The following is an 11,174-nucleotide window of genomic DNA, read 5'->3' as shown; positions in this document are numbered from 1 at the left end:
AATTTCCTTAACTTGAAAATCCTGCACCGGAAGCACGCTTCTCGATGCTTCCGGATCAGGATAGCGCTGTTTTTAACCCAAATTAAAGCCTACTTTTATGGTCACCTGCCAATGCGCAATTTTGTTTTGCTCTATATGACCCCGCGTTTCAACGACTTCAAACCAGCGCATATTGGGAATGGTTTGACTTGCTTTTTCAATCGCATTTTCAATGGCTTGCTGTAAACCAACGGATGATGAGCCGGTGAGTTCAATTTTTTTATAGATATGATCGCTCATGAGTGTGTGCCTCTTCGGTAGTGGTGATCCAGTTCGAGTAACCTTTCGGGTGTGCCTATATCCAGCCAAAATCCTTCGAATTTTTGACCGGTAATACGTTGCTGTTCGATCGCTGACCTGAGTAGGGGGGCCAATTTCTGCTTACCGGGTAGACAGCCTTCGAATAATGCGGGGCTGTAAACGCCGATGCCGCTAAAAGTCAACTTGACAGGCGCATCATTCACGACATTGTTCGTTTGGTCAAGACCAAAATCGCCATCAGGATGGTGGACGGGATTATTTACCAGTATCAGGTGGGCGAGATTGATTTCCAGCGTTCTGAGTGAGGCAAACGGAAAATTGGTTGCAATGTCGCCATTGACGACAAGAAACGGGGAGGATCCCAGTAATGGCAAGGCTTTAATAATGCCGCCTGCGGTTTCGAGCGCGCTATCCCCTTCATCTGAATATTCAATGGCTACTTTGAATCGATGGCCATTACCCAGAAAATGCTTTATTTGTTCGCCCAAATGCGCGAGATTGATAACAATTTCTGTGAAACCCGCCTGGCAGAGTTGTTCAATGGTATGGACAATCAAAGCCTTATCAGCAGCCAGCAGCAGAGGTTTCGGCGTGTGGTCGGTCAATGGACGCATGCGTTCGCCGCGGCCTGCGGCAAGTATCATCGCTTTCATGCTGGACGCTCATAAAGAGGAAGCACAGCTTGCGTCAGAAAGTCCAAAAATCCGGATAACTCGGGGTAAAGCCGGCAGACCGATATGACGTGGTCCAACGTACGAGGAATATCGGCCAGATAGCCGGATTTGTTATCGCGAAGATGCAAGCGGCAAAAAATGCCAATGGCTTTTAGGTGGCGTTGTAAACCCATCAGGTTAAACCAGCGTTGAAATTGCGGATAATCGGCCTCGAAAGGATGGACCTGTTTCAGTTGTTGGAAATAGTTTTTGAGCCAGCTATCAACGGCGGTTTCGGGCCAGCTGATATAGCAATCTTTGAGTAATGATACGGCATCATAAGTGATGGGGCCCAACACGGCATCCTGGAAATCTATAACCCCCGGTCCGTTAACTTCGGTCACCATAAGATTGCGCGAATGGTAATCGCGATGAACAAAGGTGACCGGTTGTGCCAGGGCTGAATCTATTAACAGTTCATCCCTATCCGATCGGATCTTGCCGGGGATAGCAATATTCAATAGCTTCTGCAAAAACCATTCGTCAAAAATAGCCAGTTCACGAGACAAAAGCGGTTGGTCATAATGCGGGATGTCCACGGCTGTATTCATAAAATATGCTTGTTGACGCAGCAAGCTGTCCAATGCCTGCCCATAAAGTGCATCAACATTCTCTTCGCTGAGAATATCGAGAAAACTGGTTGAGCCCAGATCCTCAAGCAGCATAAAACCCAGTGCGTGATTATTCTCGAAAATCTCAGGGACATGAATCGAAGCTTTGCGCATTAATCCGGCTATTTTTATAAAGTTAGCGGTGTTTTCTTTATCGGGTGGCGCATCCATCACGATGAAGCTTTTTTTTGAGGCGGAAATTCGAAAATACCGGCGAAAACTGGCATCGTTTGAGGCGGGGCCAAATTCATCGAGAGTCAGCGATAAATCATTTTCAAGCCAATTAAGCATAAGGTTTACACGGGGGTCATCAGTCGTCATAGAGTCGGGTGTTACTTAAGTTTATAAATCAGGTAAAAAAACGGTTAGAATAGGTGTCCGGCATTTTATTCGCTCAGACCGATCCAGCCAATCATACAAAACTCTATCTATGCATTTCCGTTTTTTTCTCTATTTATTTTTTTTTGCTGCTGCCAAGGCTGTATTGGCTGAGGATGCAATTTGGGATTGTGAAAAAACCAGTGAAAGCGGGGAATGGGAATGTGTAACCGAAAAGCCCGCTGCTACGCGGGTGGTCACGCCGCCTCCCGTCCAGGCAAAACCGGTTCCGCCGGTTTCTGAGCAACGCCCCATCGATAAGCTTCCTGAACAACCTGTAGACAATGGCATAGAGTCAGCCGAAGCCCCTGAAATAAAAACTTTACCCCCTGAATCGTTCAGTGAAGAGACTGAAGGCGTCGCTTCAACTGATGTTGATCAGCCAGATCAGGAACTGGCTGATGAAAAGTCGGTTGTATCGCAGAGCGAGCCCGTTGCCGAAGAAAAAGCCAAGCCGGAAAAGCCGGTCATCGTGAATTACGCGGGAGCCAAGCCAAAAGCAACGCCGCCGACAGTCGCGGCAAACGATCAAAAAGGCTGGAATTGTGATGTTAAAGATGGCAATGATAACTGGAATTGCAAGCTGAGTGGCACAGACCCAAGAGGAAAGCCTAGGGTGATGGAGGACAGCGATCCCCGGTTCACGCTGTTAACGCCGACATTTGATCATGAGCAAGAGCAGACTTTCGATATTCTTCAGTCAAGGCTCAGTTATGATCCTTGGGCGACGTGCACCACCAAATTGGGAATGCCGCCTGATTTTAAATCCAGCAAAGATTTAAGAGAACAGACGCCTATGGAAGTGAATGCCGATTATTCCGAAATATTCGATAACGAAGTGACCGGATTTTTTGGCAATGTCGATGTGGCCCGCGCTGATCAGCGATTGACTGCCGATACGGTTCACTACGATACGGTATCCCAGATTATGGATGCTCAGGGGCATTCTTTTTACAGCGAAGATGAATTATCACTGTACAGTGAAACCATGATGTTAAAACTCGGATCGGATGAGGCAAGGTTAAGAAACGCCATGTTTATTTCGCCGTCTACTCCCATTCGGGGTTCTGCGAAAGCGGTTTACCGGGACAGTAAATATTTTTCCAGGTTCACCGATGTGGCGTTCACCAGTTGTGCGCCCGGAAATCAGGACTGGGTAATGCATGCTTCCAATTTGAAGCTGAATAAAGAAACGGGTGAAGGCTCGGCTAAAAACGCCTGGCTGGAATTTAAGGGGGTGCCTTTCCTTTACACACCTTACATTTCGTTTCCAATCGATAATCGCCGTAAGTCCGGTTTTTTGTCGCCCAATTTAAGTCTGAATGACAGAAACGGCTATGATGTTTCCGCGCCCTATTATTTCAATATAGCCCCGGATTATGACGCAACATTCCGTCCCCGTTATATCTCCAAACGGGGGATGATGATAGGAGGCGATGCCCGGTATTTATCCCGCATAAGCCAAAGCGAATTAAGTTTGGATGTATTAACGACTGATGCATTGCGCGATGATGAGACGCGATTTCAAGGGGCATTCAGAAACAACGTAACCTTTTTGCCCAATCTGGTTTCTACGATTGATGCCAACTATGTTTCGGATGATGATTACATCGATGACATGGGTAATACGATCAATTTTAACAATACCCGTTTTTTGAGAAGCCACGGAGACGTTCGCTACAATTTACCGGGGGTGTCCTTTTTTTCTCAGCTTGAAAGTTACCAAACCATTGATAAAACGATTCTGCCGGAACAGGAGCCGTATCGTCGATTGCCGCAAACCAGGCTGGACCTGGATCACTCGTTTGATTTTATGCCCCTGGATGTGGCGATGGGATCCGAGTTTGTGTATTTTCAGCATGATGAGATTGTCGAGGGAGCCCGGTTTAATGTGAAACCTTCAGTGAGTATGCCTCTGGCGACAGCGGGTACTTTTCTGACGCCCAAGTTTTCCTTGCAACATACTCAGTATTCATTGAACAATCAGGCTATTGGCAAGTCGGACAGTATTTCCCGAACGTTGCCGATATTATCCTTGGACAGCGGTGTGATTATGGAGCGTGACCTTAACCTGGGTCAGTCGGCTTATACGCATACCCTTGAGCCCCGCCTGTTTTATTTGTATATACCCAATACCGATCAGGATGATATCCCTATTTTTGATAGCGCTGAATACGATTTTAACTTCAATAGTATGTTCAGAGAAAACCGCTTCAGTGGCGAAGACAGAGTGCAGGATGCAAACCAGATTACTACCGCGTTGACATCACGATTGATTGATGCCAAAACGGGCAGGGAACAGCTGAAATTAAGTGTCGGCGAAATATTTTACTTTCAAGATCGGCGTGTCGATATTCCAACGAGTGAAGCGCTTAGAAATCAATCCATTGCAGGCGCACAAGTTCAAGCCCCTCAACCCTTGGACACCAGCCTATCTAATCTGGTCACCGAGTTTAATGCTCAGTTGACTGACCATTTGAAACTCATTACGGCTTTACAATGGGATCATTATCAAAATGATATTACCCGAAGTGAAGTGGCTTTGAGGTATAACAACAGAACTGATCAGATCGTTAATCTGGGTTATCGTTACCGGCAGAATTTACTGGAACAAACCGATGTTTCTATTCGTTGGCCGATTGTAGACAACTGGTATGTTGTAGGCCGGTGGCAATACTCAATGTTGTTTAACTCAACCGTTGAAAGTTTTGCCGGATTTGAAAAAGAAAGCTGTTGCTGGCGTTTTCGTATCATCGGCCGTCGTTATATTAACGCGATTAACGATGTGACAGTCGCCGAGCAGGCTTATACCGGTGAAAGTCAAACGGGTGTGTTTGTTCAGCTTGAACTGAAGGGATTGTCATCTTTTGGAACCAGTCTGGATACGTTTTTTGAGAAAAATATCTATGGGTATCGTAAACCCGATTAAGAGGATGTATTACATTTTTATGAAATTAGCGTTATTGATTTGCCTGTTCTTGCGTTGTTTTTTTATTGCCCCTGTGAGTGCGCAAGTGCTGGATAGAATTGTCGCGATTGTTGAGGAAGATGTCATTCTGGAAAGGGAGTTACAAAATGAGGTCGCCATTATTTCGCAGCGGATCAAAGAGAGCAAAACGATGATGCCGCCTGACTACATTCTCCGAAAACAGGTTCTTGATAAACTCATCATGGACAAATTGCAGCGGCAATTGGCCGAGCGGTCAGGCATTAACATCAATGAAGAAACATTGGCTAATGCTGCAAACGATATAGCCCGAAGAAACAATATGACTACGGCGCAATTCCGTAACGAACTTGAAAAGCAGTCTATCTCCTATCAGAGTTTTCTGGATAATCTGCGCAATGAAATTATCATCAATCAACTGCGTGGCCGTGAGATCGGTGAACGGGTCAAAGTAACCGACAGGGAAGTTGAGCATTATCTGGATACCGAGGGTAAATTCGGCGGTGATGCTGTTCAGTACCGGTTGGGGCATATTCTGGTGTCTTTGCCGGAGGGCGCCTCTGCATCGGCTATCCAGAAAGCTAACAGTAAAGTGCAAGGGATAATAAAACAGTTACGGGAAGGTCAGGATTTCGGACAGGTCGCCATGGAACAATCGGAAGGCGGAGATGCTTTGAAAGGAGGCGATTTGGGCTGGCGCTCGATGAACCAGATACCTACTTTGTTTGTTGAAGAAGTAGTTAAAATGAAACAAGGTGATATCTCTGACCCGATAAGAAGTCCAAGTGGTGTCCATGTCATCAAATTATTGGAGACTAAAGGCGGAGTGAGTGGCCAGCACATGATCACTAAAACCCAGGTCAGACATATTTTGATAAAAACCAATGAATTGGTTAATGATGAAGAGGCAAAGAAAAGACTGATAAACCTGAAGGGGCGGATTACAGATGGCGATAGTTTTGAAAGTCTGGCCAGAGCCCACTCGGATGATAAAGGTTCAGCATTGAATGGAGGAAGTCTTGACTGGGTTACACCAGGTGCATTAGTGGCTGAATTTGAACAGACAATGGATAAATTGGCCATTAATGAAATCAGTGAGCCAATACAAACGCAATTTGGCTGGCATTTAATCCAGGTCTTGGACAGAAAACAACAGGATAACAGTTCTGAATTTGAAAAAGAGCAGGTCAGGGAGACGATACGCAAACGTAAAATTGAAGAAGAGACAGAGCTTTGGTTGCGCAGACTTAGAGATGAGGGATACGTTGAAATTTTTCACGACAGGCTATAAGCAATTTGCTGCCTTGGCGTCGATTAACAATAGTTTCAGTAACGGATGATTAATATGAAAATGGATGACCAGTTAGCTCTGAAACTAAAAAATATTCTGGAAACACAGGCATTAACTTCTCAAAGAGAAGCCATCGGTAACCTTGCGAAGGAACTGCAACGTGATGCGTTGGAATGCGCAGCAGCCTTGCTCTATCTGTTGAATTCCATAGTACCCCCTGAATCTGACACAGAAATCAGCCTTGTTGTTGATGAGGAAGTCAATATTCAAAGGGGTAACCCACCGGCTAAAATGGTACGCTACCGGCTGGATGTCGGACGTAAGCAGGGTTTATCAAAAGAAGCGTTAACTGATCTATTAGTAGAAGAATCCGGTGTTGAACGAAAAATGATTGGAAATCCGGATATTCGAATGGCTTTTACTTTGGTTGAATTGCCGGAGGGAATGCCTGAAGATATTTTCCAGCACTTGAAATGTGTAGAGTTCAAACAACACCGGCTGAATATCAAACGCACCGGCAGTAGTAACAGAAAAAAAAGACATCATAATTTTAAGCGATCCAAACAAGGTTTAGGTCAACCCCAAAAAAGTCCCGTCGATTGAGGCGGATTGAAAGAGAGATTCCGATTTCTGAATGTTCAGACGCCAGCGTTTTTTAAACGTTCGCAGGCATTGATTTTCGCTGACAGTTTTTCTGAAAATGTCCTAACCTTTATTACCAGATAGTAAGAGACGCTTTTGATTGAGGCGATATGCTGAAAACATTCATTTTTTTAACTTTTTATGCCCATTATTCAATACATAGACACCGCACCCAAATTAAGTGAACTCTGCAGGCAGATCAGTAAAGAATCCTGGTTGGCCCTGGATACCGAATTTCTCAGAGAAAAAACGTATTATCCAAAGTTTTGTCTGCTTCAAATTGCAACACCCGATTGGGTTGCCTGCATAGATCCTCTGGCTTTGGATAATCTGAATGAATTGTTTGAGGCCATATACAACCCGGATATCATTAAAGTCTTTCATTCCTGCAGGCAGGATCTGGAAATCTTTTACCAAATTACCGGTAAGGTTCCTTCACCGGTTTTTGATACTCAAATTGCTGCACCGTTGCTGGGATTTCAGGAAAATCCGGGCTATGCCATGCTGGTATCCAGTTTATTGAACGTAAACCTCAGCAAAGCTCATACGCGCACGGATTGGACGGTGCGCCCCTTGAGTGAGGCTCAGTTGGAGTATGCGGCGGATGATGTGATTTATTTGTGTCAAATTTACAAGCTCATGCTGGAAAAGCTGGAAAAATTGAACCGTCTGGATTGGCTGAAACTCGATTTTGAGCTGTTACAAAACACAGAGTTATACGATGTATCCCCCAGAAATGCCTGGCTTAAAGTTCGCGGCAAAAATAAATTGACCGGCAAACAGTTATCCATTGTGCAATCCTTATGCGAATGGCGGGAGAAAACCGCACAGAACGAAGACAGGCCAAGAAACTGGCTGTTGCGGGACGATATGCTGTTTGAATTGGCTAAGCTTCAACCCTCAGGTGTAGACGAGTTAATTGCCGTGCGGGGATTTAATGAACGCATCGCGATGAAACACGGCAAAACCATTTGCCGGTTGATTGATGAAGCAAAACAAAGGCCTCCGGTTCCTCTCGATGACAAAGGCCGGTCGGCAAAAAAGTCCCAGCATCAAGAAGCGATTCTTGATATTTTAACCGCGCTGGTCCGCATTCGAGCTGATGAAAATGACTTAAATCCAGCGATTCTTGCCAGCCGGAAAGATCTGGAACTGTTGTTGTTTGATGACCCGGATTCCTTGCTCAGGCAGGGCTGGCGTTACAGCATGGTCGGACAGGAATTGGAAGGTCTTCTAAAAGGCGAGCAACTTTTAGGCATAGATGCGGAAAAAGTGTACAGCGTTGATAAACCGGAGTAATTCAATTAAATAGTAACTGCTTTGTTAATTGAGCATCGATAAAGACTCGTAACCCGTATAATCGCGTCTCTGCGCCGATACCGACTAAGTGCTTCATGCTAACGTCAAAACCAAATCCTACGCAAACAATGGGGTCAGCTCTTTTTTTTGCAAAAGCCACCATTCTGTAATGGCAAATAATTCGCGCCTACAGAAAATTCAAAGCGGGGCGTTATTTCAAGTTGGAACTCTTGATTTACAAAGGGAGACGGGGCAAAAATATCTCATTCCCAAGCTCCAGCTTGGGAATGCCTACCCTCAAGCTCAGCTTTATGAACATCTGTTTCAGAACAAATCAGATATATGGGATGTAGGACTCGTTGAAAAACGGGACCGCATCAATCGCGACAGATGCGGTTCGTGCATCACCGCAACCTACCGCACTACTGTCAAACGTGGTTATGTGGACTTGCTAGAACATTGGCGTTATTCAAGTGCGCGGGCTTATGCAGGCAAAGACGCTTGGTTGCTTATCGTTTTGCTCTATTGAAATACCAAGCTGAGCTTGAAGGTAGGCATTCCCAAGCTTGAGCTTGGGAACGAGACAAATCAAATACCTAGAAAAAACTAAGGTTTTAAAATGGGAATTGCTCGCGACCGGTGCGCCTCCTTACGTCGGCACACCCTATATTTGTTTGCGCACCTTATCGCGTTGACTCAATAGTGTTCCCTGTCGTTGGGGTCGCTATTGAGCACAGAGCTCGTGACAATATTGTCATCGCAACTGACGTAAAGTATGTACTTGAAGCTATACACAATGCAATCTAACAAGGCGCTCGATCGTAATAACTGGGGTCAGGTACGAATGGCACTTACTTAAGCCATAAGCCCATGAAAATATTGTAAAAGTGATTGGTATATCTCGTTCCCAAGCTGGAGCTTGGGAACGAGATAATATTTCAAGCTAAATCTGCTGATTCACACCAGAGGATAGTTCAAAAATTATAGCGTGCCGAAAACTGCAGCCTTTGCAAATCCCCTTCCCGCCCGTCTAACAACTTGCGATTGGCGTAAATATACTCTAAGCCCATCACCGCCTGATTGACCGGGCTCCATAATAAATTCGCGTGCAGTGACTGTACCTCCTGATTTAAAACCTGATTGACCCAATCCGGCTGTTCTGCCTGATCATACCCATAGACCACCGACGAGCGCCATTGTTTGTTCCACCAATGCTGGTAAGCCAACATACCGCCGTAACTGGTGGTTAGGTATAAGTTGCCTTCATTATCCAGGGAGGCATCGCTGAAGGTATTGTCCGTGCTGACATATCTGCCGTGCCCGTTGCCGTAATGCGCCATGAAACGAATGTTATCGAGATTAAAAACGTTGATTTTACCTGCCAAACTGACAGCTCCGCCCCAGGCTTCCTGTTTCAGGCCTAACTTGCTATCGGTGTAACGAATCTGTCTGCCCATTGCGGCTATTGATAGCGTGCCCCATTCCGGTGAGAAATTCAGCCGCGTGACCAGATCAGGGTAGCGGTCCGCATCGGGGTTGCTGAAAAAGGAATAGGCATTAGGGTCGTTACTGTTCGCAGAAGGTGAAGTCGAATCCCAGATTCGCGATCTGGGCGCCTCAATTGCGGTTTGCCATTCCATTGCAGTGCCGGCCAATGCGAAGGGCTGACTCCACCGTACCAAGGCTTGTCTAAACAGAAACAGAGAGCCTGCCGAACCACCGTTATCGAGAATATCCGGTATAGCCGCCGCATTCAAAAATGTTGGCCAGGTCTGGCCTGCCAAAAAATGCCCAATTGAACCGTAGGCATGCCGCAAACGCGGCGTGTAGTTATAAGTGCCTGGATTGCCGAAAAAGTCCATTTCGATATAGGTGTTAATATCGCCCCAGGCGCTGGGCGTAAACGACTTGAACCACAAGCGGCTCTCTTTGGCATGAAAAGTCAGCTGACTATGTTCGCCAGACGCGCCGCCAACCGGTATTTGCGACAACAGCAATTTTTGATCGCCCAACTTATCAGCTCCGGCACTGACGCTGTTTAAAAGCAAGTCTGTTTTGACATAGCCACCTATACCAACCGATGTATTCGTGCCGGGTATTTTGAACGTGCCTTTGACATCGCCCAGGGTCACCAGGGGTTTATCATCCTGCTTGGCTGGGCTGGATGCTACCGTTTCTGGTGCCTGGGTTATTTCCTTACCTGGTTTATCGATTTCCGGCTTGCTGGCGCGATATTCTCCAAGCTTTTTTTCCAGTTCACCGATTCGCGAATTGGACCTGTCTAATTGCTGTTTGAGCTCTCCCACCTCAGCCTTTAGCTCTCTGAGTAAGCTCAATACCTCATTGTCTGCACTGGCCGCGTTACCCGATAAACATAAGAATAAAATCAGCGAGAGAAGATAAAAGAGGTTCATAGATTAATTATCCATTTCTCTAAAAAGCGCATGGCAGGAAATACAGGTTGTATTAATTTGGTGCAACCTCACATTGATATCTTCCAGGCGATTGCGGCTGGCAAGATCATATAGTTGCCCGGTTTGATCATGCAGTTTATTTGCCAACGCTAAAAACGTGGTTTGTTCGCTGGGTGTTAATGGCAAACTCGGCATTTTGGAAATGATGGTATCGACGGTTTGTGACAGTTTCTGCGCACTGTCAGCGATGCGTTGCGCATATTTACGCCGCTCGCTATCAAGTTGAGTTTCGGTCATAAAGCGCTCATGCATCAACGTGTCCATTCGGTCCATCATGAGGCGCAATTGGCTATCATGAATCGAATGCAGTGCAGGCTGACCTGTTGTGCTTTCTCCTCCCAGATTTGATTGTTCGTCGTGCTGAGCGCAAGCGGACAAAACCAGGGTGAATGTAATTGACAGTATTTTCTTCATGTGTTTCTCCCGAATTGATTACATCGAAGGGTCCTGTTCGAGGCTAAAGAGAAGGTAATACTGCTTTTGTCGTCTTTTGAGAGTGATGATTCCGCTTCTTTTAAC

10 protein-coding genes are annotated in these 11,174 nt (G+C 45.8%); 5 read left to right on the top strand and 5 right to left on the bottom strand.

Annotated features, from left to right (window positions below; translation table 11 throughout):
• Positions 1-72 precede the first annotated feature (72 nt).
• From Q7V32_RS10075 to Q7V32_RS10065, 3 genes are read right to left on the bottom strand one after another with little or no spacing between them, the layout of a single operon-like run.
• Complete coding sequence (locus tag Q7V32_RS10075; protein WP_159657788.1) at positions 73-279, bottom strand: dodecin; 207 nt, start codon at positions 277-279, stop codon at positions 73-75.
• The gene (gene murU / locus Q7V32_RS10070) at positions 276-953 is read right to left on the bottom strand and encodes an N-acetylmuramate alpha-1-phosphate uridylyltransferase MurU (protein WP_304896848.1); all 678 of its coding nucleotides are present in this window, start codon (positions 951-953) and stop codon (positions 276-278) included. The genes Q7V32_RS10075 and murU overlap by 4 nt, the downstream gene beginning before the upstream one ends.
• Positions 950-1,945: an aminoglycoside phosphotransferase family protein gene (locus tag Q7V32_RS10065; RefSeq protein ID WP_304896847.1), complete on the bottom strand. Its 996-nt coding sequence runs from the start codon at positions 1,943-1,945 to the stop codon at positions 950-952. The genes murU and Q7V32_RS10065 overlap by 4 nt, the downstream gene beginning before the upstream one ends.
• Positions 1,946-2,054: 109 nt before the next feature.
• On the opposite strand from Q7V32_RS10065, the gene lptD reads away from it, so the two are divergent.
• From lptD to Q7V32_RS10040, 5 genes are all read left to right on the top strand, one after another.
• Entirely contained in the window at positions 2,055-4,931 is a 2,877-nt protein-coding gene (gene lptD / locus Q7V32_RS10060; protein ID WP_304896846.1) for an LPS assembly protein LptD, read from the top strand.
• 19 nt (positions 4,932-4,950) lie between these two features.
• Positions 4,951-6,240, top strand: a complete 1,290-nt coding sequence (locus Q7V32_RS10055) for a peptidylprolyl isomerase (RefSeq protein WP_304896845.1) — start codon at positions 4,951-4,953, stop codon at positions 6,238-6,240.
• A gap of 54 nt (positions 6,241-6,294) precedes the next feature.
• On the top strand, positions 6,295-6,843 hold the full coding sequence (locus Q7V32_RS10050) for a DbpA RNA binding domain-containing protein (protein ID WP_304896844.1): 549 nt from the start codon (positions 6,295-6,297) through the stop codon (positions 6,841-6,843).
• Between the two features lie 180 nt (positions 6,844-7,023).
• Complete coding sequence (gene rnd, locus Q7V32_RS10045) at positions 7,024-8,181, top strand: ribonuclease D (protein ID WP_304896843.1); 1,158 nt, start codon at positions 7,024-7,026, stop codon at positions 8,179-8,181.
• A 169-nt stretch (positions 8,182-8,350) separates the two neighbouring features.
• Positions 8,351-8,710 (top strand): hypothetical protein, encoded by a 360-nt coding sequence (locus Q7V32_RS10040; protein ID WP_304896842.1) that lies wholly within the window; start codon positions 8,351-8,353, stop codon positions 8,708-8,710.
• A gap of 445 nt (positions 8,711-9,155) precedes the next feature.
• Here Q7V32_RS10040 and Q7V32_RS10035 read toward each other — a convergent pair whose 3' ends face one another.
• The gene (locus Q7V32_RS10035; RefSeq protein WP_304896841.1) at positions 9,156-10,595 is read right to left on the bottom strand and encodes a DcaP family trimeric outer membrane transporter; all 1,440 of its coding nucleotides are present in this window, start codon (positions 10,593-10,595) and stop codon (positions 9,156-9,158) included.
• A gap of 3 nt (positions 10,596-10,598) precedes the next feature.
• Positions 10,599-11,069 (bottom strand): hypothetical protein, encoded by a 471-nt coding sequence (locus Q7V32_RS10030; protein ID WP_304896840.1) that lies wholly within the window; start codon positions 11,067-11,069, stop codon positions 10,599-10,601.
• Positions 11,070-11,174 lie beyond the last annotated feature (105 nt).

The sequence above is a fragment of the Methylicorpusculum sp. genome, from assembly GCF_030651835.1.
In the GTDB taxonomy this organism is placed as follows: Bacteria; Pseudomonadota; Gammaproteobacteria; order Methylococcales; family Methylomonadaceae; genus Methylicorpusculum.
This window is presented reverse-complemented; position numbering and strand designations above follow the sequence as displayed.

Coding starts and splice junctions, on each gene's coding strand:
- Q7V32_RS10075 (WP_159657788.1), bottom strand. CDS start 279: ATGAGCGATCATATCTATAAAAAAATTGAACTCACCGGCTCATCATCC.
- murU (WP_304896848.1), bottom strand. CDS start 953: ATGAAAGCGATGATACTTGCCGCAGGCCGCGGCGAACGCATGCGTCCA.
- Q7V32_RS10065 (WP_304896847.1), bottom strand. CDS start 1,945: ATGACGACTGATGACCCCCGTGTAAACCTTATGCTTAATTGGCTTGAA.
- lptD (WP_304896846.1), top strand. CDS start 2,055: ATGCATTTCCGTTTTTTTCTCTATTTATTTTTTTTTGCTGCTGCCAAG.
- Q7V32_RS10055 (WP_304896845.1), top strand. CDS start 4,951: ATGAAATTAGCGTTATTGATTTGCCTGTTCTTGCGTTGTTTTTTTATT.
- Q7V32_RS10050 (WP_304896844.1), top strand. CDS start 6,295: ATGAAAATGGATGACCAGTTAGCTCTGAAACTAAAAAATATTCTGGAA.
- rnd (WP_304896843.1), top strand. CDS start 7,024: ATGCCCATTATTCAATACATAGACACCGCACCCAAATTAAGTGAACTC.
- Q7V32_RS10040 (WP_304896842.1), top strand. CDS start 8,351: ATGGCAAATAATTCGCGCCTACAGAAAATTCAAAGCGGGGCGTTATTT.
- Q7V32_RS10035 (WP_304896841.1), bottom strand. CDS start 10,595: ATGAACCTCTTTTATCTTCTCTCGCTGATTTTATTCTTATGTTTATCG.
- Q7V32_RS10030 (WP_304896840.1), bottom strand. CDS start 11,069: ATGAAGAAAATACTGTCAATTACATTCACCCTGGTTTTGTCCGCTTGC.